The sequence below is a fragment of the Methylomonas sp. EFPC3 genome (genome assembly GCF_029643245.1).
In the GTDB taxonomy this organism is placed as follows: Bacteria; Pseudomonadota; Gammaproteobacteria; order Methylococcales; family Methylomonadaceae; genus Methylomonas; species Methylomonas koyamae_B.
This window is the reverse complement of the sequence record NZ_CP116398.1, coordinates 81,570-104,062: the sequence shown is the minus strand read 5'-3', so window position 1 is coordinate 104,062 and position 22,493 is coordinate 81,570. Positions and strand designations below refer to the sequence as shown.

25 protein-coding genes are annotated in these 22,493 nt (G+C 58.2%); 21 read left to right on the top strand and 4 right to left on the bottom strand.

Features of this window, described 5'->3' with window-relative positions:
• Positions 1 to 23: 23 nt before the first annotated feature.
• From PL263_RS00510 to PL263_RS00490, 5 genes are all read left to right on the top strand, one after another.
• Positions 24 to 893: a uracil-DNA glycosylase gene (locus tag PL263_RS00510; RefSeq protein ID WP_278211191.1), complete on the top strand. Its 870-nt coding sequence runs from the start codon at positions 24 to 26 to the stop codon at positions 891 to 893.
• A 5-nt stretch (positions 894 to 898) separates the two neighbouring features.
• Entirely contained in the window at positions 899 to 1,453 is a 555-nt protein-coding gene (gene rimI / locus PL263_RS00505; protein WP_278211190.1) for a ribosomal protein S18-alanine N-acetyltransferase, read from the top strand.
• Positions 1,454 to 1,500: 47 nt separating this feature from the next.
• Positions 1,501 to 2,361, top strand: a complete 861-nt coding sequence (locus tag PL263_RS00500; protein WP_278211189.1) for a sugar phosphate isomerase/epimerase family protein — start codon at positions 1,501 to 1,503, stop codon at positions 2,359 to 2,361.
• A 3-nt stretch (positions 2,362 to 2,364) separates the two neighbouring features.
• Positions 2,365 to 3,009, top strand: a complete 645-nt coding sequence (locus tag PL263_RS00495; protein WP_278211188.1) for a YqiA/YcfP family alpha/beta fold hydrolase — start codon at positions 2,365 to 2,367, stop codon at positions 3,007 to 3,009.
• A 115-nt stretch (positions 3,010 to 3,124) separates the two neighbouring features.
• Entirely contained in the window at positions 3,125 to 3,421 is a 297-nt protein-coding gene (locus PL263_RS00490; protein ID WP_278211186.1) for a hypothetical protein, read from the top strand.
• 63 nt (positions 3,422 to 3,484) lie between these two features.
• Here PL263_RS00490 and PL263_RS00485 read toward each other — a convergent pair whose 3' ends face one another.
• Together PL263_RS00485 and PL263_RS00480 are read right to left on the bottom strand one after the other, a co-directional pair.
• Positions 3,485 to 4,108 carry a retropepsin-like aspartic protease gene (locus PL263_RS00485; RefSeq protein WP_278211185.1) on the bottom strand — a complete coding sequence of 208 codons (624 nt, stop codon included), beginning with the start codon at positions 4,106 to 4,108 and terminating at the stop codon, positions 3,485 to 3,487.
• 102 nt (positions 4,109 to 4,210) lie between these two features.
• Positions 4,211 to 4,879, bottom strand: coding sequence for a Bax inhibitor-1/YccA family protein (locus PL263_RS00480; RefSeq protein ID WP_278211184.1), 669 nt, complete (start codon positions 4,877 to 4,879; stop codon positions 4,211 to 4,213).
• A gap of 126 nt (positions 4,880 to 5,005) precedes the next feature.
• Between PL263_RS00480 and PL263_RS00475 the strand changes: the two genes are divergently transcribed.
• Genes PL263_RS00475 through PL263_RS00455 form a run of 5 tightly spaced genes read left to right on the top strand, consistent with a single transcriptional unit; the run spans position 5,006 to position 9,164 of the window.
• Positions 5,006 to 5,398 (top strand): group II truncated hemoglobin, encoded by a 393-nt coding sequence (locus PL263_RS00475; protein WP_278211183.1) that lies wholly within the window; start codon positions 5,006 to 5,008, stop codon positions 5,396 to 5,398.
• A 5-nt stretch (positions 5,399 to 5,403) separates the two neighbouring features.
• Positions 5,404 to 7,308, top strand: a complete 1,905-nt coding sequence (locus PL263_RS00470) for a LapD/MoxY N-terminal periplasmic domain-containing protein (RefSeq protein WP_278211182.1) — start codon at positions 5,404 to 5,406, stop codon at positions 7,306 to 7,308.
• Entirely contained in the window at positions 7,295 to 7,966 is a 672-nt protein-coding gene (locus PL263_RS00465) for a transglutaminase-like cysteine peptidase (RefSeq protein WP_278211181.1), read from the top strand. Before PL263_RS00470 ends, PL263_RS00465 begins: the two co-directional genes overlap by 14 nt.
• Positions 7,963 to 8,682, top strand: a complete 720-nt coding sequence (locus PL263_RS00460) for a SprT family zinc-dependent metalloprotease (RefSeq protein WP_278211179.1) — start codon at positions 7,963 to 7,965, stop codon at positions 8,680 to 8,682. Before PL263_RS00465 ends, PL263_RS00460 begins: the two co-directional genes overlap by 4 nt.
• Entirely contained in the window at positions 8,682 to 9,164 is a 483-nt protein-coding gene (locus PL263_RS00455) for a protein disulfide oxidoreductase (RefSeq protein WP_278211177.1), read from the top strand. The genes PL263_RS00460 and PL263_RS00455 overlap by 1 nt, the downstream gene beginning before the upstream one ends.
• A gap of 16 nt (positions 9,165 to 9,180) precedes the next feature.
• Here PL263_RS00455 and PL263_RS00450 read toward each other — a convergent pair whose 3' ends face one another.
• Complete coding sequence (locus PL263_RS00450; protein WP_278211176.1) at positions 9,181 to 9,555, bottom strand: PilZ domain-containing protein; 375 nt, start codon at positions 9,553 to 9,555, stop codon at positions 9,181 to 9,183.
• Between the two features lie 4 nt (positions 9,556 to 9,559).
• A complete protein-coding gene (locus PL263_RS00445) occupies positions 9,560 to 10,204 on the bottom strand; it encodes an FHA domain-containing protein (RefSeq protein WP_140911070.1) in 645 nt (214 codons plus the stop codon).
• 211 nt (positions 10,205 to 10,415) lie between these two features.
• Between PL263_RS00445 and pta the strand changes: the two genes are divergently transcribed.
• The 11 genes from pta (at position 10,416) to PL263_RS00390 (ending at position 22,435) form a co-directional block, all read left to right on the top strand.
• The gene (gene pta, locus PL263_RS00440) at positions 10,416 to 12,539 is read left to right on the top strand and encodes a phosphate acetyltransferase (RefSeq protein ID WP_278211175.1); all 2,124 of its coding nucleotides are present in this window, start codon (positions 10,416 to 10,418) and stop codon (positions 12,537 to 12,539) included.
• Positions 12,530 to 13,066, top strand: coding sequence for a DUF2380 domain-containing protein (locus PL263_RS00435; RefSeq protein ID WP_278211174.1), 537 nt, complete (start codon positions 12,530 to 12,532; stop codon positions 13,064 to 13,066). The genes pta and PL263_RS00435 overlap by 10 nt, the downstream gene beginning before the upstream one ends.
• Positions 13,063 to 14,310, top strand: coding sequence for an acetate kinase (locus tag PL263_RS00430; protein ID WP_278211173.1), 1,248 nt, complete (start codon positions 13,063 to 13,065; stop codon positions 14,308 to 14,310). Before PL263_RS00435 ends, PL263_RS00430 begins: the two co-directional genes overlap by 4 nt.
• Positions 14,311 to 14,471: 161 nt before the next feature.
• Positions 14,472 to 16,502: a TonB-dependent receptor gene (locus tag PL263_RS00425; RefSeq protein ID WP_278211172.1), complete on the top strand. Its 2,031-nt coding sequence runs from the start codon at positions 14,472 to 14,474 to the stop codon at positions 16,500 to 16,502.
• An 81-nt stretch (positions 16,503 to 16,583) separates the two neighbouring features.
• Positions 16,584 to 17,798, top strand: coding sequence for a zinc metallochaperone GTPase ZigA (gene zigA, locus PL263_RS00420; protein WP_278211171.1), 1,215 nt, complete (start codon positions 16,584 to 16,586; stop codon positions 17,796 to 17,798).
• 85 nt (positions 17,799 to 17,883) lie between these two features.
• Complete coding sequence (locus tag PL263_RS00415; protein WP_278211170.1) at positions 17,884 to 18,717, top strand: all3515 family Zur-repressed PEP-CTERM protein; 834 nt, start codon at positions 17,884 to 17,886, stop codon at positions 18,715 to 18,717.
• Between the two features lie 5 nt (positions 18,718 to 18,722).
• On the top strand, positions 18,723 to 18,851 hold the full coding sequence (locus PL263_RS00410) for a hypothetical protein (protein ID WP_278211168.1): 129 nt from the start codon (positions 18,723 to 18,725) through the stop codon (positions 18,849 to 18,851).
• 27 nt (positions 18,852 to 18,878) lie between these two features.
• The gene (locus PL263_RS00405; protein ID WP_278211167.1) at positions 18,879 to 19,112 is read left to right on the top strand and encodes a hypothetical protein; all 234 of its coding nucleotides are present in this window, start codon (positions 18,879 to 18,881) and stop codon (positions 19,110 to 19,112) included.
• Between the two features lie 7 nt (positions 19,113 to 19,119).
• Positions 19,120 to 19,890 carry a ZIP family metal transporter gene (locus tag PL263_RS00400; protein ID WP_278211166.1) on the top strand — a complete coding sequence of 257 codons (771 nt, stop codon included), beginning with the start codon at positions 19,120 to 19,122 and terminating at the stop codon, positions 19,888 to 19,890.
• 9 nt (positions 19,891 to 19,899) lie between these two features.
• Positions 19,900 to 20,616 (top strand): DUF1826 domain-containing protein, encoded by a 717-nt coding sequence (locus PL263_RS00395; RefSeq protein WP_278211164.1) that lies wholly within the window; start codon positions 19,900 to 19,902, stop codon positions 20,614 to 20,616.
• A gap of 166 nt (positions 20,617 to 20,782) precedes the next feature.
• Positions 20,783 to 22,435: a formylmethanofuran dehydrogenase subunit A gene (locus PL263_RS00390; RefSeq protein ID WP_278211163.1), complete on the top strand. Its 1,653-nt coding sequence runs from the start codon at positions 20,783 to 20,785 to the stop codon at positions 22,433 to 22,435.
• Positions 22,436 to 22,493: the final 58 nt, after the last annotated feature.

The window sequence follows — 22,493 nt, the reverse complement described above, 5'->3', positions numbered from 1 at the left end:
GTTACCCCCCTGTAGGGAGGGCATTGCCAAGCGAAGCCGACCGCGTCGGCTCCCCCGCCAACAAAGCTGCGCCAACAGCGGAACATTCGGCCAAAGACGAAACTACCGTCAATCACCAGAACGTAGGCTGGATTGAGCATCGCGATACCCAGCATCCGGCCGCTGACGCATCCAGCCAACCGGGTTCGCCCGCGATCTCTACAGCAACCACCGTATCTGCAACGGCCGGCGGCGAGACCATTCCCACTCCGCCGCCAACTCGTATAAGCCTGGAGTTGACGACCGGACCCGCTCTAGTTTCATCGCCACCGCACCACCCCAAACCCCATACCGACGACCTCGCCTGGAAAGACCTGCAACACCAGGTCTCGATCTGCCGTGCTTGTTCGTTGTGCGAAACCCGCACCCAGACCGTGTTCGGCGTCGGCAACAAACATGCGGATTGGCTGCTGATCGGCGAAGCGCCCGGCCGCGACGAAGACCTGCAAGGCGAACCCTTCGTCGGTCGCGCCGGCCAGTTGTTGAACGAAATGATCCGCGCCATCGGCCTGCGCCGCGAGCAAGTCTATATCGCCAATATGCTGAAATGCCGGCCGCCCAACAACCGCGACCCGCAGGCCGATGAGGTCGCTGCCTGCCACGGCTTTTTGAAACGCCAGATCGAACTGATCCAGCCCAAGTTGATTCTGGCCGTGGGCCGCATCGCCGCACAAAACCTGCTGCATACCCAGCAACCGCTGTCGCGGCTACGCGGCATGCGCCACGAACTGGAAGGCATTCCGCTGACGGTGGTGCACCACCCGGCTTATCTGTTACGCTCGCTGCCCGAAAAAGCCAAAGCTTGGGAAGACCTGCAATTCGCGCTCTCCGTTTACCAATCCCTAGAACAATAACAACGATGTGGAAACTGTTACATAAACTGAAATCAGCCGTGGTCTACGACGCCGACCGCGAGTTTTACGCCAAAGTGTTCCCGGACTCGGTGGAGGCGCGCGACCTGCTGCGCTTGCGCAAAATGGACCACGCCGACCTGCCCGGCGTGATGGCGATCGAAACCATCAATTACGAATTTCCCTGGTCGGAAGGCGTGTTCAAGGATTGCTTCCGGGCCATGAACTACACCAACTGGATTTGCGAAGCGCCGGACGAAACCATCGCCGGCTACGCCATCATTTCGGTCGCCGCCGGCGAAGCCCACATCATGAACATCAGCGTCAACCCGGCGTTTCAACGCCAGGGCGTCGGCCGCAAGATGCTGGAACATTTGATCGAATACGCCCGCCCCCGCGCCGAAACCCTCTTTCTGGAAGTCCGTCCCAGCAACCCCGGAGCGATTCATCTGTACCGCAGCAGCGGCTTCCGCGAAATCGGCATCCGCAAAAATTACTATCCGGCCAAGAACGGCAAAGAAGACGCCATCATGTTTGCGTTGGATCTGGTGCCGATGCTTTGAGCGCGCGAGCGTCGCTAGCATAAAACGATAACCACAGGAGACCCACTATGGCATTTCCCAAACGTTTGGAATACGGCGGCCACGCCCTGGTCTGGTCCGGCGACTGGTCCGAAGCAGGCGCCCGCAAAGCCATCGCCGGTGCCGCCCGCGCCGGTTACGACTACATCGAAATCGCCCTGCTCGACCCGTGGCAAATCGACGTCGCCCTGACCAAAGATTTGTTGCAGGAATACAATCTGCGCGCCCACGCCTCGTTGGGTTTGTCGGCCGCGACCGACGTCACCAGCACCGACCCGGCCATCGTCGCCAAAGGCGACGAACTGTTGCGCAAGGCCACCGACGTGCTGTACGCATTGGGCGGCAGCGAATTGTGCGGTGTGATCTATTGCGCGCTGGGCAAATATCCCGGCCCGGCATCCAGGGAAAACCGCGCCAATTCGGTGGCGGCGATGCAGCGTCTGGCCGACTATGCCGCCGACAAAGGCATCAATATCGATCTGGAAGTGGTAAACCGCTACGAAACCAACATCATGAATACCGGCCTGGAAGGCCTGGCGTTTCTGGACGAAGTCGACCGGCCGAACGCCTTCCTGCATCTGGACACCTACCATATGAACATCGAGGAAGACGGCATGGCCAAGTCGGTATTGGCCGCCGGCGACCGGCTGGGTTACGTGCATATCGGCGAAAGCCACCGCGGCTACCTGGGTACCGGCAACGTCGATTTCGCCAGTTTCTTCAACGCGTTGAAACAAATCGATTACCGCGGCCCGATCACCTTCGAATCGTTTTCGTCGGAAATCGTCGATCCCAAACTGTCCAACACCCTCTGCGTCTGGCGCAACCTGTGGCACGACTCCGACGACCTGGCCGGCAAAGCCTTGGACTTCATCAAACAGCGCTATTAAGCCATGAAACGGGCCATCGTCTACCTGCACGGTTTCAACTCGGCGTCGCTGGATTTGCACGGCAATCTCTTGACCGCCAAAGAAAAGCTGGCCGTGCTGCAAGCCTTCTGTAACGAACGCGACGTAATGCTGTACGCGCCGAACCTGGATTACCGCGACTTCCAAGGCCTGATCGAAGACCTGTTGTTCGAATGGAACCAACTGCTGGACCAAGGTTACGACGTGGTGTTCATGGGCTCGTCGATGGGTGGCTTCAGCAGCGAATACCTGGCTTATAAGACCGGCGCCAGAGCGATCATGATCAACCCCGCCGTCAGCCCCAGCACATTGCTGCCGCAGTTCATCGGCGTCACCGCCAATTTCGAAACCGGCGAACCTTACGACTGGCAGCAAAACCACTGCGACCAGTACCCGAAATTCGAGCAAGAACTGGCGGCGAACCGGCAAAAACTGGATTTGACGCTACTGCTGGACCTAGACGACGAACTTCTGGACTCGGCCGCCACCCGCGACCTGTACCACACCAAGGCCCGCGTGGTTTGCTTCGAGGGCGGCTCGCACGGCTTCGAACACATGCGCGAGGCCTTGGCGCTGGTTGAGCGGGTGTTGTTTGGCGAAGACGAAAATCCTGTGTCCCGATTGAATTGAACTGGCGGTTCCTGCTTCCACCCACTAGGTACTCATAAAACACGGCCACTGCAGTCATACGACAGGTGCGAGGAATTTTGAAACATCAGTTGTCGTCTATATTGAGCTTTACCGCATGAGAACGAAGGTCATCTACAAGATTACCTACCCAAACGGGAAGATATACATCGGGAAGGACCTAACCGGCACCTTCACGTACTTTGGTAGCGCCAATGGCGCTTTGGTTGAAAAGGATTTCACGCCCGAGCAACGCCGGATACTAACGGTTACAAAAGAGATTCTATGGGAATCAGCAACGGCAGAAGATAGCGAAGTCAATAAGAAAGAAGTCGAGTTCATTCTCTCGAATCGCTCAAATGATCCTGCCATCGGCTACAACCAGTGGCCGAAGTTCAAGAGGACAAGCACGTGACGTGGCACTATGTGTTCCAACAGAAGGTTCTCACCACGCCTACGCCAATAGCTCAACCGCACCTTACGACGCCTCCGCCACCAACACCAAAGAATCCCCACTCTGCTCGATCCGGAAATATTTCAACGTATTCATGCCGACCAGCACTTCGTCCAGATAGCGGTTGATATGGGCGTCCAGGTCGCGCAATTCCAGATTGCCGAGTTTCAGGCTGGCGATGCGAGTCTGGTAGTCGGTTACCCGGCCGCCGGCGGTTTCGGCTTGCACTGCGCCGCCGACGGGCAAACCGGCGGCACGCGCGTATTTTTCCGGAATCGAGGTTTTGGTGGCGCCGGTATCGATCATGAACGGCATCGGCACGTTATTGATCAACAAGGTGCCGCGAAAATGGCCTTGGCTGTCGGCCTTGATTCGGACTGCGCCTATACCGCCGACCTCGCCGTCCGCCGTAGCCGGCAGCACAATTTCCGGTAACGGGTGGCGGGCCGCGGCCTGCTTTGCCAACAGCGCATCCGCGCCGTACCAAAGTCCGGCCAGGGCCGCCAGCGGCATCAGCAGATACCGCAACGTACCGGCCGAACTGTGCCGGCCGGATGCGACAGTCTGCTGGCGCGGTTCGCCATCAAGCGGCCGGCTCGCCCGTTTGCGCAGTTGCTCCCGGTAATAATCCCGATCTTCGAATCCCATCGTGTTTACCCTCCGCAGACACAAAAAAGCCCCCGCCGGTTGGCGGAGGCTTTTGCCGATTATGCCAGGCTATGCCACCTGAGCAGGTCCGGTGCTAGCGCATCAATCGTCGCCGCCGAATACGCCCAACAACTGCAGCAAGCTGACGAACAGGTTGTAGATCGATACGTACAACGATACCGTCGCCAAAATGTAGTTGGTTTCGCCGCCGTGGATGATTTCACTGGTTTGGAACAAAATCATGCCGGACATCAACAGGATGAACATGGCCGAAACCGCCAACGACAAGGCCGGTACCGAGAACAGGACCGCGGCCAAACCGGCGAAAAACGCGACCAGCACGCCAACCATCAGGAATCCGGCCATAAAACTGAAATCCTTACGGGTGGTCAAGGCGTAGCCGGACAAGCCCAAAAAGATCACGCCGGTACCGCCCAACGCGGTCATGATCAATTGGTGGCCGTTGCTGAAAGCGTTGACGTACATGTTCAAAATCGGACCCAGGGTCATGCCCATGAAGCCGGTCAGGGCGAATACCCACACCAAGCCCCAGGCGCTGTTACTGAACCGGGTGGTCAAAAACAGCAAACCGAAATAGCCCACCATGCTGACGATCATGCCCGGATGCGGCAGATTCAATGCCATGGACAAGCCGGCCGTCGCCGCGCTGAACAACAGCGTCATCGCCAACAACATGTAAGTGTTTCTCAAGACCTTGTTGGTCGCCAGTACACTGGCTTCCGATCGGGTGGTTGCAGTTGATAATCTCATGGTCAATTGTCCTTTGAAAGTTACGAACGAAACTGTGACCGCGCAAATGGGCCGGAGTTTCCCGCCATTGTCGGCGCCGTCTGCTAGTATACCTAAACAAAATGCAGCTACGAGGTTAATTCAAGCATGAGCACGACGCCTTACGACCTGATCGGCGGCGAAACCGGCATCAGACGGCTGGTGGACAAATTTTACTTTTATATGGATATCCTGCCGCAGGCCAAGGGCATCCGGGCAATGCACTCGCCCAATCTGGCTTCTGCGAAAGACAAGCTATTCAAATTCATGTCGGGCTGGCTGGGCGGTCCCAATCTGTTTATCGAGGAATTCGGCCATCCGATGCTGCGCGCCCGCCATTTTCCATTTGCGATCGGCGAAGCCGAACGCGATCAATGGATGCTGTGCATGAACAAGGCCTTGGACGAAATCACGATGGATTCCCGGCTGCGCGAAAACATCCGCACCGCCTTGCAGCAACTGGCCACGCACATGATCAACCAAGAAACCACGGAAAACTGAACGCCATGTCGTTATCCAAACAACTGTTAATTCTGATTTCGGCGCTGTTCCTGATGATTTTCAGCGTCAATTTCGCGCTCAGCGTCAATAACATCAAGGATTATCTGGAAGGCGAATCCAAAAACCACGCCCAGGATACCGCGACCTCGCTGGGCCTTTCGTTGAGCCCCTACATGGCCAACGACAAGGACCCGGTCATCGAGACCATGATGAAGGCGATTTTCGACATGGGTTATTACAAGGAAATCCGTTTAGTCGACGCCGAAAATAAGGAATTGGTGGCGCTGGTCAGCGACAAGGCGGTGGCAGGCGTGCCGGACTGGTTCATGGAACTGCTGCCGATGACTTCCGCGACCGCCGAAAGCGAGATCAGCTCCGGCTGGAATCTGAGCGGCGTGATCTACGTCACCGTCAATTCCGGCTACGGCTATTTAAAACTGTACGAACAAGCCAAATCCGGCTTTTATTATTCGCTGGCGGCGTTCATCGTTTCGATCGGCCTGCTGGCACTGACCTTGCGCTTTACCTTGGCGTCGCTGTCGCGGATCGATCAACTGGCCCGGCAGATCAGCGACGGCCAGTTCGAGAGCATTGCCGAACTGCCCTGGACCCGCGAGGTGCGTAACGTGGCGATGTCGATGAACACGATGTCGCAAAAAATCAAAACCACCATCGCCGGGCTGCACGGCAAGCTGGACAGCATGGGCGCCAGCCTGTTGCGCGACGACCTGACCGGCCTCTACAAAAAGTCGGTGTTCGAGACCGACATCAAGCACCTGGCCCTGGAAGAAGCCGAAGCGTTTATCGTGCTGGTTAAAATCGACGGTTTGCTGGAATTGGTCAAAGAACTCGATAGCGATGCCGTCGACCGCTTCATCAAAGCCGTCGCCGCCACCCTGGAACACGTCGCCGCGACAGCTGGTAGCGACGCCGGCAAAGCCTACCGTTTCTACGGCGCCGAATTCGCTCTATTGGTCAAAACCGCAGACCGGCCGCAAATCGAATTGCTGGCTAAAACGCTGAGCAACCGCCTGGGCGAACTGGGCGAGCAATACCAAAAGGCCGATCTGGCCCATATCGGCGTGGTAGCGTTCAATCCGCTGACTACCAGCGAAAGCATGTTGGAAGCCGCCCACGAAGCCTACGAACAAGCCCATTTGATCGGCGCCAACAGTTATTTCATCCGCAGCAGCGACAATTTCGCCCGCGACATCGCCACCTGGAAGGAACTGGTGTTCGATTGCGTGGACAACACCGCTTATTCGATCTGGTACATCGGCCCGATCCACGGCATGAAACACGGCGAGCTGATGATGGAGGAAGCCTTCATTCAGGTCCACGACCGACAAGGCGAACTGGTAGCGATCGGCCCGTTCATTTCGATTGCCGAAAAATTCGCCAAAATCGTCGATCTGGACAAAGGCGTGATCGGCATGGTGATCGACCATATTCTGCATAACCACGTCGAGCATGCGATTGCCGTCAACGTCTCGACCCGCACCATCAAGAACGGCGACTTCCGGGTCTGGCTGGAACGCTTGATTCAGCGCAATGCCGGCGCGGCCAAATATCTGGTGTTCAGCTTGTCGGCCTACGCAGTAGTCAAAGACATCGAGGCTTACAAGGCCTTTATCGAGGTGGTGCACCAATGCGGCGCCAGAGTCATGATCAAACGCTTCGAAACCCAATCGATGTCGGCCGAGTTGATCAAACAACTGAAACCGGACTACATCCGGCTGGCGCGGGATATCGGCAACGGCATCGCCGACTCGCAGCAAACCCACGCTTTCGTGCAAACCATTGCCGAAATGGCGGCTTTGCTGGATATTTCGGTGCTGGCCGAAAACGTGCAAGCCGATTCCGACTTTGCCGCCCTGCGCGGCATAGGCATCGCCGGTGCCAGCCGTTAACACCGGCCGCTCCCACCTCGCCGCTCTCGCCGTTTTTGCCGTCAGCCTATGCTGCGGCATCGCCCTGGCCGGCAGCCTGTTTTTCGATGAAGAATTGCTGGACAAAGTCGGCAATAAATACGGCGCTGCAGCCCGGCAGCGCTTCGTCGATTGGCAAAACCTGATCGAAACCGGCAAAGATTGGTCGGATACCGAGAAATTGCGCCGGGTCAACGATTTCTTCAATCGCAATGTCGAGTTTGTCGACGACATTATGCTGTGGAACAAAATCGATTATTGGGCAACGCCGACCGAGTTTCTGGCCAAGGGGGCCGGCGATTGCGAGGATTACTCAATCGCCAAATATTTCACGCTGGTGGAAATGGGCGTCGACGAAAGCAAACTGCGCATCACTTACGTCAAGGCCTTGGAACTGAACCAGGCCCACATGGTACTGACCTATTTCGAATCGATGCGCTCGCCGCCGCTGGTGCTGGACAATCTGAAACCGGCGATTCTGCCGGCCACGCAACGCAGCGATCTGCAGCCGGTCTATAGCTTCAACGGTACCGGTTTATGGCTTGCCAAAAGCCGGGGTTCCGGGCAACATGTCGGCGGTTCGGACCGGTTAAGCCTGTGGACCGAACTCAAGTCTAGAATGTTGGAATCGCCTTTTTGAACGCCCCAAGTTATACCCTGCGCCGCAGTAGCCGCGCCAAACATACCCGTATCGTGGTCAAAGCCGGCCAAATCGAAGTGGTAGCCCCGCCCAAGGTTTCGGAACGCAACATTCACAGCTTCGTGCTGGCGCAACGGGACTGGATCGAGTCGGCGTTGCGCCGGGTCGCCGCCAAAACCCGCGAGGTACCGACATTGGCGCCGGCCAGTTACCGCGACGGCATCGCCATTCCCTATCTCGGCCGGCTGCTGCCGCTGCGCATCGAAACCAGCCACAACAAAACCCCGCGTTTTGATTTGCACGACGACGCCTGGTTTTGCGCCAAATTGCCGGCCGGCATTGCACCCGACCAGCATTCCGAACTGGTCCGCCAAGCCTTGATCCGCTGGATGAAAAGCCAGGCCCGCCAGCAGGCGCAACGCTTCATAGACATTCACGCGCCGCGCCACGGCTTGTACCCGCGCAGCATCCGCATCAAAACCCAAAAAAGCCGCTGGGGTAGTTGCGGCCCGGACAACGACATCAACCTGAATTGGCTGTTGCTGCTGGCACCGCCGGCGGCTTTGGAATACGTAGTGGTTCACGAGTTGTGCCATATCCGCCACAGAAACCACTCCGCCGCGTTTTGGGCGTTGGTGGCCGAACATGTGCCGGATTACCGCCAGCGCCGCTTGTGGCTGAAGCAGCACGGCGCCAGCTTGATGCGGGGTTTGTGATGCCGAAAAAGGAATGGGCGTTTTACCTGTTCGCCGCGCTGTTTATTTTCGGCGGCCAATTTCTGGCGCATCGGGATTTAGTCACCGGCACACCACCGTCGATTACGCAAACCGCGCTGAACGGCGAAGCCGCCTTGCAGGCGCTCGGCAAGCGGCCGGCCTTGATTTATTTCTGGGCGGAATGGTGCGGGGTCTGCCGTAGCATGCAAAATTCGGTGACGCAGGTCGGCAAAGATCATCCGCTGGCGACCGTCGCGATACGGTCCGGCGACGACGCCAAACTGCAAAGCTATCTGCAGGACAAGAATTTGAATTGGCCGGTCGTCAACGACAACGGCGGCGAAATTGGCCAGCGTTACGGCGTCAAAGCCGTGCCGGCCCTGTTTTTCACCGACCGGAACGGCAGCATCGTATTCGCCACGGCCGGTTATACCTCGGAATGGGGCATCAGAGCCCGTTTGTGGCTGGCGGGACTGTTCTAAACCGTAACCGCAGACCTTAGGAAAAATTACCCAGCGCCGACAGCTCGCGTTCCAGCAGTTCGCTGTCGCCCAGATTCAACTCCACCAGACGCCGTAATAAGGAAATGCTGTCGATATCGATATGCGCACAGCGGAATCCGGCCAGATTGCCTTCCGTATGCGTTGCCACGATTTCCATCCGAATCACGGCTTCCGGCGACAATTCGAATGTCAGCTCGTAAGACTGGTCGCTGATCTCGGCCAGCGGCGCAGACAGTTCCAGTAGACAGCCGCGCAACGACAAATCGACAATCTTGCAACTCTGAGACTGGCCGCCGGTCGCTGCCACTTGGGCGTCGGCATGATAGAAAATTCGGTGAAAGCGGCGTTTTTCTTCGGTTTTTTCGCTCATGCGCCTAATCCAGGAAAAATTGCATGGAAGTATGGTCGACCACGACCACGTCGTTGTTTTGCAAATGCACGGTACGATCGCCCAAAGGCTCATTGTTCACCGCAAGCCCGTCGTGACCCTGCAAGGCCGACAAATAGTAGCCATCCTTGCGCCGGGCGATGACGACAATGCCAGCCCCCTCGTGACCGAGCCGGGTCATGGCTTTTTTTAAAGGCAAGATACGGCCGATATGGACTCCGTTCAGAACTTGCAGGCTGGCGTCGGGCGTTTTTACCGTTTCCTCGAGTTTTTCGTTCAAGGCCTGAAGATCGGCATCGGTCGAATTCCCCAACGAACTGACCAGCACTGTTTCCGGAAACTCGTCTATCGTGTGGTAAACGATGTAGTGTTTGCCGATGTTGATGATGTCGTTGTTTTGCAAATGACATTCCTTGGTCGGCTGATTGTTCACCACCAGCGGAAACTTCTCGTTCATTTGCTTCATCACGCAACTGCCGTTTTTGATCACGACCACGGCATGCGCCGGCGCCACCGCCAAGCTATCCACCACCAAATCGTTGGTTTCGTCACGGCCGATACGGACGATGCCGGAATCAAAAACGCCTGTGTGGATTGCTTTATCTTTGAAGTAAACGGTAAATTTCGCCATCGCTGTTGGTTGGTAATTCCCTGCGCCCGGCTAGTAGTATAGCCACTAAAGCCAAGCTTGCAGATTAATCGAGATTAATTTCGAGTATCGAACAAACCGCGCCCGCTCGCGGAAATTACTACTAGGCCTGCAATCGAGTAAGCGGGTAAAGTTTCTGACGCCATCGCCGTACTGGTTTAGACTTTAGCGTAAACAGCCATCCGCAACGACCATGAATTCCACGACCGACGCCGCCTGTTTTGCCCAAGACATTTACATCGCCAGCCTCGACGAAGGTAACGGCAAAACGCTGGTGATGCTGGCGATGATGGAAATGCTGTCCGGCCTGGCCGACAATATCGGCTTCTTCCGGCCGATTATCCACAGCACGCCGGATAAGGACGATTTAATCCAGTTCATCAGCCACCGCTACCCGGTCAACGTACCGCACACCGCGATGTACGGCTGTACCAGCGCCGAAGCCCGCGAATTGCTGGCCAGCGAACAATACGACGAACTGGTCAAAACCATTCTCGGCAAATTCCGGGCCTTGAAGCGGCAATGCCTGCACGTACTGTGCGTCGGCTCCGATTACAGCCACGGCAATGCGGTATTCGAATTCGACTTCAACGCCGACGTCGCCAATAACCTGGGCTGCTTGATCATGCCGGTGATTCAAGGCCAAAACCGCAGTAACGAACAACTGCTGAGCAGCATCGCCAGTTTGAAACACTCCTTGCACGAGAACGATTGCGAGCTGCTAGCCAGCGTCGTGATGGGCGTAGCCGGTAACCAATTGGCCGGCCTGCGCCACGACCTGAACTCTGCCAAGGATTTCCCGATTTACCTGGTCCCGGCCGAAGCCTCGTTGGAAAAACCCAGCGTCGGCAACATCGCCAAAGCCCTGGGCGCTAGAGTACTGTGCGGCGAGGCCGCGACGATGAGTCGCGAAGTCTACCACTACAAGGTTGCGGCGATGCTGATTCCGGATTTTCTGGATTACGTCGAAACCGGCGATCTGATCATCACCCCGGGCGATCGTTCCGACATCCTGTTGGCCAGCATCATGGCCTACAGTTCGGCCAGCTATCCGCAGATCGCCGGCTTGATTCTGACCGGCCACCAGCAACCGCCGCCGCAAGTGCAAAAACTGATCGACGGCCTGGGCGGCATCCCGTTCGCAGTGCTGGCGGTCGATTCCGATACCTTTACCACGGCGATGCAAGTCAGCCAGGTACCGGCCAGCTTGCATTCGCAGGATGAGCGCAAGATCGCCGCGGCCTTGGGCCTGATCGAAAGCAACATCAACATGGTCGAGCTGCGGCTGCGGTTGTGCAGCAAAGTCGGCCACAAAACCACGCCGCTGATGTTCGAATACGACATGCTGCAACGGGCCAAAGCCCGCAAGCAACACATCGTGCTGCCGGAAGGCAACGAGGAGCGGATTCTATTAGCCGCCGAAATTCTGCTGTTACGTGACGTGGCTAAAATCACGCTGCTGGGCAATGAGAGCGAGATTCGGCAAAAAATCCAGAGCATGGCGTTAAAGCTGGATGCGGTCAACATCATCGACCCGGTCAGCTCCGAACTGCGGCCGTTGTTTGCCGAAACCTATTACCAGGCGCGCAAACACAAATGCATCTTGTACGACACCGCTTACGACTTGATGGCCGACCCCAGCTATTTCGGCACCTTGATGATTCATCTGGGTTACGCCGACGGCATGGTCTCCGGCGCGGTGCATTCCACCCAACACACGATCCGGCCGGCGTTCGAGATTATTAAAACCAAACCCGGTGCGTCCATCGTCTCCAGCATCTTTTTCATGTGTCTGGAGGACCGGGTACTGGTCTACGGCGACTGCGCGGTGATTCCCAATCCGGACGCCGCGCAACTGGCGGACATCGCGATCAACGCCGCCGAAACCGCGCGCATATTCAATATCGAACCGCGCATCGCGATGCTGTCCTACTCGACCGGCGAATCCGGTAAGGGCGAAGCGGTGGACAAGGTGCGCGAAGCGGTGAAAATCGCCAAGGCGTTACGCCCGGATTTGCTGCTGGAAGGCCCGATGCAATATGACGCCGCCGTGGACGCCAGCGTCGCCAAAACCAAATTGCCGGACAGCCAGGTCGCCGGCCGCGCCACGGTATTCATCTTCCCGGACTTGAATACCGGCAACAATACCTACAAAGCGGTGCAGCGCTCGTCCGGCGCGATTGCGGTCGGCCCGATTCTGCAAGGCCTGAACAAGCCGGTCAATGACCTGAGCCGGGGCTGCACCGTCACCGACATCGTCAACACCGTGATTATCACGGCAATTCAGGCTCAGGAGGGCGGTAAATCATGTCCATAATTCGCAGCTGTTTTGCCCTGTTGCTGGCGTTGGCCGCCCCCCTGGCCGAAGCGGAAACCCGAGTCGCCGTGCTCGATTTCGAGTTAAAAGACCTGACGCTGGCGCCCGGCATCCCGGCCGAAATCGCCCGCACCGCCTCGATCAAGCCGTTACTGGCCAAGGAGTTACAATCGGCCGGTTACCAAATCGTCGAGATTCCGGCCGAATCGAGGAAAGCGGCGGACAGCGGCGTCGGTTACTTGTTCGACCACGCCGACGCCGCGGCGACCCTGGGCAAGGGCTTCGATGCCGATTACATTGTGGTCGGTCGCCTGCATAAGCCCAGCTTTCTGTTCGCCTACCTGATGGCGCATCTGATACGGGTAAGCGACGGCCGTTTGATCGGCGATTACATCACCGAATCCAAAGGCCCGAATGTCGGTCTGACCGGCAAAGCGGTAGAGAGCTTGACCTTGAAAATCGACCGGGATTTGGATAAGCGCTACTCGCCGCCTCCGCCGCAAAAACGGGTGATCGACTCCAAATGAAAATTCTGGTTCTAAACGCTGGCAGTTCGTCGCTGAAATACAGCCTGTTCGACATGGCCGGGCAAACCGCATTGCTAAGCGGCTTGATAGAGCGCATCGGCGCAGCCGGCGCCAGCCACCGCTATCGCATCGGCGCATCGGATCCACTGCAACAGCCAGTGAGCTGCGATCACCACCGCGATGCGCTGCAAGCACTATTCGCTCTGTTAACCGAAACGGTACTACCGGATTTGAGGGAACTGGCCGCCGTCGGCCACCGCGTCGTCCACGGCGGCGAATTCTTTCGCGAACCGGCGTTGATCGACCGTCAGGTCATCGCCCACATCGCAGCGGCCAGTCCGTTGGCACCGCTGCACAATCCCGCCAACCTGCTGGGAATCGAAGCAACCTTGCAGCTATTGGACACGGTGCCGCAAGTTGCGGTGTTCGATACCGCCTTTCACCAGACGCTGCCGGACTACGCCTACCGCTACCCCTTACCCGGCCGTTTGTACACCGAGTACGGCGTGCGCCGCTACGGCTTCCACGGCACCTCGCACGCCTACATTGCCAAACAGGCGGCCAATTGCCTGGGCAAACCGTTGTCGGAGACCCATCTGATTACCTTGCACCTGGGCAACGGCGCCAGCGTTGCCGCAATTGCCGGCGGCATCAGCGTCGATACCTCGATGGGCATGACGCCGTTGGAAGGCTTGATGATGGGCAGCCGCTGCGGCGACATCGACCCGGCCATCGCCTTTTATCTGGCACGCACGCTGGGCATGGAACTGGATGCGATCGACCAGCTTTACAACAAAGCCAGCGGTTGCCTCGGCGTTTGCGGCGAAAACGACATGCGGGCGATCCATGCCAACGCCGAAGCGGGCGACGACTCGGCCAAGCTGGCATTGGCGATGTACGCCTACCGCATCAAGAAATACATCGGCGCTTATTACGCGGTGCTGGGCCGGGTCGATGCGCTGGTATTCACCGGCGGCATCGGCGAGAACGACGCCTGGCTGCGCCAGACTTGCTGCGCCGGCCTGACGGCCCTAGGCATCGCCGTCGATCCGGCGCTGAACGCCGCGCCGGCCAAACCCGCCGCAATCGTCAGTCCGCCGGACTCCGAGATTGCGGTCATGGTGATCGCGACCAACGAAGAACTTGAAATCGCCTTGCAAACGGCGGAGTGTGTGGCGAAATCAGCCAATACCCTGGCCGTGGCCGTTCAATCGCCAGCCTCCGCGGCGCCGATAACGGAATGACATTGTATAGCCGGACTGCTTAGACAGCGCCGACCTGATCTGCCTGAAGCGCCGGAGGCATACAGACTCAAACTTCGCAGCAAGTGGCTTTGTTATAGTGTTGCAAAATCAATGGCAACAATATAACATTTTTGACCCGCTTTCCTGGTCCAACTCTGGTTATGAATAAATTGTCGCCCTTTCTGTTGCTGCTACCCGCCAGCCTGCTGCACGCAGAAACCCAAACGGACAACAAGCTGGACGAAATCATCGTCACGGCACCGCTGCCGGTCAGCAAAGCCGACGCCAGTTCTCCGGTCACCGTGTTGAGCGACGACGAATTGCGTCTGAAAACCGGTCACAGCATCGGTGATACATTAAAAAACGAGTTGGGCATTTCCAGCCAATCCTTCGGCCCCGGCGTCGGCACACCGGTCATCCGCGGCCAGGCCGGCCCGCGGGTGCGGGTATTGAATAACGGCATCGGCGCCAACGACGTCTCGGCCATCAGCCCGGACCACGCCACCAGCGTCGAACCTCTGCTGGCCGAACGCATTGAAGTCTTGCGCGGCCCGGCGACCTTGCTCTACGGCAGCGGCGCGATCGGCGGCGTGGTCAACGTCATCGACAACCGGATTCCGGGCAGAGCGTTCGATAAAGCTTTGAACGCGGCACTTGAACAACGCTTCGACTCGACCAGCGACGAAACCAGCACCACGATGAAGGTCGAAGGCAGCAAGGATCACATCGCCTACCACGTGGACGGCTTTTATCGCCACCGCAACAACATGGACATTGGTGGCCAGGGCATCGATACCGCCAAGGTAGGAATTACGGATCCATCGTTAGCAGTCGTCGACAATCCGCGCGGCTATTTAAACAACACCGGCGCCGAAGCGATCAGCGGCTCGGCAGGTTTGTCGTGGGTAGACGACTTCGGTTTTGCCGGGGTTTCGATCAACAACCTAAATAATACCTACGGCATCGCACCGGACGGCACCGGCGAAGAAACCGTAAGAATCGCAATGCGGCAAAACAAATACGATTTCAAAAGCGAGCTGAACAACCCGCTGCCGTTCGCCAAAAGCCTGCGCACCCGCCTTGGTTACACCGATTACCAACATACCGAAGTGGCGAACGGCGAACCCGGCGCCTTTTTCACCAACAAAAGCTACGAAGGCCGAATCGAATTGAATCATCACGACATCGGCCCGTTACGCGGCGCCGTGGGTTTTCAAGCTCAGGTCAGCGACTTCAATGCCATCGAAAAACTGACCGGAGCCAGCATCGTGCCGCGTTCCGACACCTATAGCTACGGCGTGTTCGGCGTCGAAGCCTTCGACCTTGGCCCGGTCACCTACCAATTGGGCACCCGCGTCGAGCAAACCGACATCCACCCGGACGGCTTCACGCCTCTGAGTTACACACCGGTCAGCGCTTCGATGTCGGCCTTGTGGAAATTGGATAGCCGCAATAGTGTGAATCTGGCAATAACCCGCTCGTCGCGGGCGCCGAATGTCCAGGAATTGCTAGCCAACGGTTACCACGACGCCACCCGCAGCTTTGAAATGGGTCGCCTAAGTTTGAAGGAAGAAACTTCCTATAATTTGGATCTCGGTTACCGCTTTAAAAGCGACTGGATGCGCGCCGAACTCGATTTGTTCCACAACTGGGCCAGCGATTACATTTACCAACGCCGTACCGGCGAATTCGTCGACGAAGACGGCAACCCTTGCGCCGTCGATTGCAAACCCGTCGTGCAAAGCAGCCAGCAGGACGCCATTTTCAAAGGCTATGAAGCCAAGCTGATTTTTCCTATGATGGAAAACTACCTCGGTCTGCTGGAACTGAGCTTGTTCAGCGATTACACCCGCGGCCAATTCGTGAATGGCGGCGACGTGCCGCGCATGCCGCCGCTGCGTTACGGCCTGCAGCTGGACTACAACCGGGACAAACTCTCCAGCTACCTGCGCCTGACTCGGGCCGACGACCAAACCCATGTCGGCGAGTTCGAGACCTCGACTGCCGGTTACTATCTGCTCAATGTCGGCGTCAATTACCAGATCAAAGCCGCCAGCGACGCCAAACTGATGGTGTTCGCCAAAGGCAACAACCTGCTGGACCAAAACATCCGCAACGCCACTTCGTACCTGCGCAATTTCGCGCCGGAAGCGGGACGCGGCGCCGAAGTTGGGTTTCGGTTGAGCTATTAAATCCAAGCCCGTTAACAAAGGCGCGCCGGAAAACGCGCCTTTTTTTGAAATTCCAATTGTTATAATATAACATCTACACCCATGACACCGAATCCATCCGCCGCATCCAAATTACCTGTCACCGTGTTGTCCGGCTTTCTCGGCGCCGGCAAAACCACGCTGCTGAATCATATTCTCAATAACCGCGAAAACCGGCGGGTGGCTGTGATCGTCAACGACATGAGCGAAGTCAACATCGACGCCGCGCTGGTCAAAAACGAGGTGCAACTGAATCGTGGCCAGGAAAAACTAGTCGAAATGAGCAACGGGTGTATTTGCTGCACCCTGCGAGAGGACTTGCTGATTGAGGTCGGCAACCTGGCCAGGGACGGCCACTTTGATTATTTGGTGATCGAATCCACCGGCATCGCCGAGCCGCTGCCGATCGCCGAAACCTTCACCTTTCGCGACGAAACCGGCGCCAGCCTGGCCGACATCGCCCGACTGGATACCATGGTAACCGTGGTAGACGCGGTCAACTTCATGCGCAACTACCAGGAAGCCCTGAGTCTGAAGGAAGCCGGCGAGGCTTTGGGCGAAGACGACGAGCGCAATGTCGCCGACCTGCTGGTCGATCAAATCGAATTCGCCAACGTGATCCTGATTTCCAAGATCGATCTGATCAGCAGTGACGAAATCGTCAACCTCAAGGCCATCTTGCACAGCCTGAATCCCGACGCCGAAATCGTGCCGATAGTCATGGGTCAAGTCGACCTCGGCAAAGTATTGAATACCGGGCTATTCGATTTTGAAAAAGCCGAACAGGCACCCGGCTGGCTCAAGGAATTGCGCGGCGAGCATGTTCCCGAGACGGAAGAATACGGCATCAGCAGCTTTGTGTACTCTGCCCGCCGCCCTTTCCACCCAACACGCTTTTACCGGCATTTGCACGAAGGCGAGTGGGAAAACGGCACCCTACTGCGCTCCAAAGGCTTTTTTTGGCTGGCTTCCAGACCCGAGCACGCCGGCAACTGGTCGCAAGCCGGCGGCATCATGCGCCACGGTCTGGCCGGGCGCTGGTGGGCGTCGGTGCCGGAGGATCAATGGCCGGAAGAGTACCTGGAAGACATTCGCGAACATTGGCAAGAACCCTATGGCGATTGCCGCCAGGAGCTGGTGTTCATCGGCCAAAACGTCGATGCCGAACAAGTCTGTCGCGAACTCGATGCCTGCCTGCTAAACGACGCGGAATTGGCGGCAGGACCGTCGGCTTGGCGCCAATACGCAGATCCGTTTCCGCTTTGGTTCGCGGAATGACGCGCAATGTAACGGTTTCACCCGCCGGCGATGCAATCCGCTGCGCCGGCCTACTTTTCCGACTTTTGCCTTGGAGGGCAATACCATGAAAAAAAACCAACTGTTATCGGTCGCCCTGATTGGCATGGGGTTGACTGTATCCGCTCAGTCTCAAGCTCACGAAAGCGGTCTGGCCGGCTATTACATCGGCATCGACGGCAGAGCTGGCATCACCTCGGGTACTTACAACGGTCTTGCCAATCCCAATTACGGCAATCTGACCTTGCTGTTAAACCACGGCGACCACTACCACGGCATCGGCGCCTACGCATACAGTGGCCCGGCAGGATCGCCAACGACCAACGACACCAATACCAACAACCGCGTTCCGGAAATTTCCTCGCTGGATGCGCCATTGGCGCTGAATTGGGGCAGCGGCAGCCTGTATAGCGGCAAACTTACGTCCCAAAACAATTCGTCGGAAGACTACGGTAACCTGACCTTCGCCAGGGTAGACAGTTTGGCCGGACACGAAACCGGCAGCGAAGAACAAATCCTGTTCAGCAGCAGCGGCAACCGCTGGTCGACCTTGTTGGGCAATACTGCTATCGGCTTGCAACTGATTTCCGCCACCGCCGGTTTGTTCGTCGGCGACCACCAAACCGCCAATCTGTTTGCCAACGGCGACACCATCAGCCTGGATAGCTTTCTCGACGATGGCTTCGCGCCGATCTTCTGGACTGCCGCCAACGTTCCGGCCGGCACTTATACGGCGGAATTTCGTCTGGTCGGCCTGAATGACGCCAGCATCAATTCCGGCCGTTTCTATTTCGACTTCGCCCCGGTAGCAGTGCCGGTGCCGGCCGCAGCCTGGCTGTTCGGCTCCGGCCTGATCGGATTGCTGGGATTGAAACGCAAAGCTAAGCCGCTGTCGGCATAGTCCCGATGCAACGCCGTGTTAGCTTACCCAAGGGTGAGATTACGGCGTCGGCCAGCAGCGGCAGCGGATTCTCCTGTTCGCTTGCTGGCACCGACTTGCCGCCGTCGCATCGCGACGGCGGCATTCTCGGCTGATTATCTCGACACGCGATGGATTAGAACATGGTCGATACCGACACTTACCTGCATCTAATTGGGCTGGAAGTGCTGGCCATCCTGGGCATAACCATGGCTTTGCAGAGTGAAAAAACGGCGAAACGGGCACTGTCCGGCGCATTTTTGCTCGTGCTCGGCATCCTGTTAGCCCATTTTGTTTCACATATCCTGCCCGACCGTTTCGCTCATTTCGTCTACGGCACACATCGCGAATACCGATCCTTACCGCGCCAGGAGTAACGCCGCCATGACTATTTATCTCGCCACCATCGCCGCCAGTCTCGCCGTCAGCTTGTGCTCGTTGTCCAGCGCCTTCGCGCTATGGCTGCCCGCGGAAACCTTGAAACGCATCGTACCGTTTCTGGTGGCGCTGGCGGTCGGCGTGTTGCTCGGCGACGCCTTCATTCATCTGATTCCGGATGCGGTCGCCCGCCACGGCTCGGTCAGCGACGTGTGTTTGACCGTGCTGGTCGGCGTGTTCGGCTTTTTCGTGCTGGAAAAACTGGTGCGCTGGCGCCACGACCACAACGTCGATACCCGGCCCGGCGCCGAGATTTTACCGCTGGCGAAAATGAACCTGATCGGCGACGCCATCCACAACTTCGTGGACGGCATTTTGATCGCCGGCAGCTTTTTAGCCGACCCGATATTGGGATGGACCACCACGCTGGCCATCGTCGCCCACGAAGTGCCGCAGGAACTCGGCGATGTCGGCGCCTTGCTGCGCGGCGGCTACCGGCCCCGGCAAGCGGTGCTGTACAACTTCTACTGCTCGCTGAGCGTACTGCCGGGTGCCTTGTTCACACTGCTGCTCAGCCAAGTCGCCGAATCGTCCTTGCTGGTGTTGCTGCCGGTGGCCGCCGGCGGCTTTATCTACATCGCCGCTTCGGATCTGATCCCGGTGTTGCACGAGCGTTCCAGCTTCCGCCATCTCGGCGGCCAAAGCGCCTCGTTCGCGCTCGGCATTGCCTTCATGCAAGGCATCGTCCTGTTCGAACAATCCCTGTTAACCCCTTAAGGAGCTCCCATGTTTTCTCGCGTGCCTCTTGCCCAGCCTGCCGCCGCGCCGGCGATATTTTCCGGCCCATTCCGGTCGCTGGCGATACGTCCCGCCACCAAAACCGTGATTTCCAACCGCTTCGCCGATTTGGCGCGGATTTACGAGGACGACGTCAACCTGTGTCTGATCGAGCGGCCGCTGCCGCGCGACATCGAGACCTTCGTATATGCCGCGCTGACCGGTAAGGTCGGCGTGGAGCTCAGTGCCCTGGTCGATCCCGAACATTACGACTTCGACCGGCTCTGGCCGCAAGCGGCGCAATTGTCCGGTTACCGAGCCTGGCTGGACGACCTGCGACTGCTGACCGCCGCCTTCTGCGAACTGTTCGGCCAGCGCGAGGCCGGCCTGCGCCTGCGCACCCTGGACAAGGCCATGTGTCCGCGGTTTCACGTCGATAGAGTGCCGGCCCGGCTGATTTGTAGCTACGGCGGCATCGGCACCGAATGGCTGCCCGAATACGCCGTTGACCGCACCAAGCTGGGCATGGGCGCTTGCGGCCAGCCCGACGACTGCTCCGGCCTGATTGCCGATCCGACCGCGATTCAGCAAATGCCGGCCTATGCGGTGGGCCTGATGAAGGGCGAACATTGGGAAGGCAACGAGGGCCACGGCCTGGTGCACCGCTCGCCGGCCCCGACCGCGGTGCAGCCGCGCCGGCTGTTGTTGACCTTGGATATGTTGTAAAGCGTAGGCTATGCGTCCGTAGCCTTTGACCATCAATTCATCCGTAACCTTGAACATGTTACGCGATGCGTATCCCCCAATGTCGCCAGGCTTAACCGTTCATCCCGAGTTTGTCGAAGGACGAATGGTTAAGCCTTAACTTAATGCCACTGGTGCGTACCCCCACATGCTGATCAAACTCCACAATGGATCGATTTACGACCCCAGCCAAAACCTGCACGGCCAAGCCGGCGACCTGTTCATCCGCGACGGCGTGATCGTCGCCGATCCCGGCCCGGATGCCCGTCTCGACGCAGTTTACGACGCGACAGACAAGATCGTGATGGCCGGAGCCATCGACATCCACAGCCACATCGCCGGCGGTAACGTCAACACCGCCCGGCTGTTGCTGCCGGAGCAGCACCGCAACCATATGGCGCGTCGGCTGAATCACCCTTTTTCCACCGCCAAATGGTCCAGCACCGACACCGGCTACCGCTACGCCCGCATGGGCTACACCACCGTGGTCGAGCCGGCGATGCTGCCGGTCGGCGCCTTGGACGTACACCTGCAAATGGCCGATATTCCGATTCTGGACACCGCCGCGCTGGCGATACTCGGTAATGACGATTTACTGCTGCGCTTGATGCGGGCCAAGGCCGGCCAGAACCAGATCAACGATTACGTGGCCTGGACTTTGAACGCCACCCGCGCCCTGGGTCTGAAAATCATCAACGCCGGCGGCGCCAACGCCTTTAAAAGCAACGTCCGCCAGTTCGGTTTGGACGATATCGTGCCGGATTACGGCGTCAGCTCACGGCAGATTTTGCAAACCCTGCAAACGGCCGTGCATCAGCTCGGCGTGCCGCACCCACCGCACGTTCACTGCAACAACCTGGGCATTCCCGGCAACGTCGATACCATCGTCGCGACCATGGAAGCCGCGCAAGGCCTACCGATGCATCTGGCCCACGTCCAGTTTTACGCTTACGGCACGGAAGGCGCCAAAGGCTTTTCCTCGGCGGCAGCCAAGCTGCTGGAGGCCTTCAACCGCCACCCCAACATCACCATGGACGTCGGCCAAGTGTTGTTCGGCCAAACGGTGACCATTTCCGGCGACGTTATCGCCCAATACAGCCGTCACGCCGACGCCAGCCCCGGTAAATACGTGATGTGGGACGCCGAATGCGAAGGCTCGGGCGGCGTGGTGCCGTACCGCTACCGCCAAGCTAGCTTCGTCAACACCCTGCAATGGGCGATTGGCCTGGAACTATTTTTACTGGCCGAGGCGCCGGAGCGCCTGTTCTTCACCACCGACCACCCCAACGGCGCGCCATTTACAGCCTATCCGGAACTGCTGCGCTTGCTGATGGACGCCGACTACCGGCAAGAATGCATGGCACACTTGAATCAGGAAGCGCTGGCGCTCACCTTGTTGCCGGGCCTGAAACGCGAATTGAGCCTGAGCGAAGTTGCAACCATGACCCGCTCCGCCGCCGCCAAATTGTTGGGGCTCAACGATCGCGGCCATCTCGCCCCCGGCGCCGTGGCCGACGTTGCCGTGTACGATCCGGGCCAGCACGCTGGCGCTCGTCCCGACTACCGGGCCGTCTTCGCCGACGCGGCCTTGCTGTTCAAAAACGGCCAGCTGGTGGTGAAGGACGGCCAGATTCTCGACCGCCCGGCCGGCTTGGCGCAAACCGTCGCCCCGGTCTACGACGCCGGCATCGCCCGCACCGTCAAACACCACTTCGATCGCTTCTACAGCCTGAAACTCGGCCAATACGCGGTCAACGACGCCGACTTCGGCGAACGGCCCAGGTTTAAGGTGCATGACTGACAATATCGAATGCAGGCTGGAGAGAGTGAAACGAAACCCAGCATTGAAAGCCTATCCG

Bases quoted from the DNA above. Each gene is read 5' to 3' on its own strand.
- rimI (WP_278211190.1), top strand. From the start codon at position 899: ATGTGGAAACTGTTACATAAACTGAAATCAGCCGTGGTCTACGACGCC.
- PL263_RS00500 (WP_278211189.1), top strand. From the start codon at position 1,501: ATGGCATTTCCCAAACGTTTGGAATACGGCGGCCACGCCCTGGTCTGG.
- PL263_RS00495 (WP_278211188.1), top strand. From the start codon at position 2,365: ATGAAACGGGCCATCGTCTACCTGCACGGTTTCAACTCGGCGTCGCTG.
- PL263_RS00490 (WP_278211186.1), top strand. From the start codon at position 3,125: ATGAGAACGAAGGTCATCTACAAGATTACCTACCCAAACGGGAAGATA.
- PL263_RS00485 (WP_278211185.1), bottom strand. From the start codon at position 4,108: ATGGGATTCGAAGATCGGGATTATTACCGGGAGCAACTGCGCAAACGG.
- PL263_RS00480 (WP_278211184.1), bottom strand. From the start codon at position 4,879: ATGAGATTATCAACTGCAACCACCCGATCGGAAGCCAGTGTACTGGCG.
- PL263_RS00475 (WP_278211183.1), top strand. From the start codon at position 5,006: ATGAGCACGACGCCTTACGACCTGATCGGCGGCGAAACCGGCATCAGA.
- PL263_RS00470 (WP_278211182.1), top strand. From the start codon at position 5,404: ATGTCGTTATCCAAACAACTGTTAATTCTGATTTCGGCGCTGTTCCTG.
- PL263_RS00455 (WP_278211177.1), top strand. From the start codon at position 8,682: ATGCCGAAAAAGGAATGGGCGTTTTACCTGTTCGCCGCGCTGTTTATT.
- PL263_RS00450 (WP_278211176.1), bottom strand. From the start codon at position 9,555: ATGAGCGAAAAAACCGAAGAAAAACGCCGCTTTCACCGAATTTTCTAT.
- PL263_RS00445 (WP_140911070.1), bottom strand. From the start codon at position 10,204: ATGGCGAAATTTACCGTTTACTTCAAAGATAAAGCAATCCACACAGGC.
- pta (WP_278211175.1), top strand. From the start codon at position 10,416: ATGAATTCCACGACCGACGCCGCCTGTTTTGCCCAAGACATTTACATC.
- PL263_RS00435 (WP_278211174.1), top strand. From the start codon at position 12,530: ATGTCCATAATTCGCAGCTGTTTTGCCCTGTTGCTGGCGTTGGCCGCC.
- PL263_RS00430 (WP_278211173.1), top strand. From the start codon at position 13,063: ATGAAAATTCTGGTTCTAAACGCTGGCAGTTCGTCGCTGAAATACAGC.
- PL263_RS00425 (WP_278211172.1), top strand. From the start codon at position 14,472: ATGAATAAATTGTCGCCCTTTCTGTTGCTGCTACCCGCCAGCCTGCTG.
- zigA (WP_278211171.1), top strand. From the start codon at position 16,584: ATGACACCGAATCCATCCGCCGCATCCAAATTACCTGTCACCGTGTTG.
- PL263_RS00415 (WP_278211170.1), top strand. From the start codon at position 17,884: ATGAAAAAAAACCAACTGTTATCGGTCGCCCTGATTGGCATGGGGTTG.
- PL263_RS00410 (WP_278211168.1), top strand. From the start codon at position 18,723: ATGCAACGCCGTGTTAGCTTACCCAAGGGTGAGATTACGGCGTCGGCC.
- PL263_RS00405 (WP_278211167.1), top strand. From the start codon at position 18,879: ATGGTCGATACCGACACTTACCTGCATCTAATTGGGCTGGAAGTGCTG.
- PL263_RS00400 (WP_278211166.1), top strand. From the start codon at position 19,120: ATGACTATTTATCTCGCCACCATCGCCGCCAGTCTCGCCGTCAGCTTG.
- PL263_RS00395 (WP_278211164.1), top strand. From the start codon at position 19,900: ATGTTTTCTCGCGTGCCTCTTGCCCAGCCTGCCGCCGCGCCGGCGATA.
- PL263_RS00390 (WP_278211163.1), top strand. From the start codon at position 20,783: ATGCTGATCAAACTCCACAATGGATCGATTTACGACCCCAGCCAAAAC.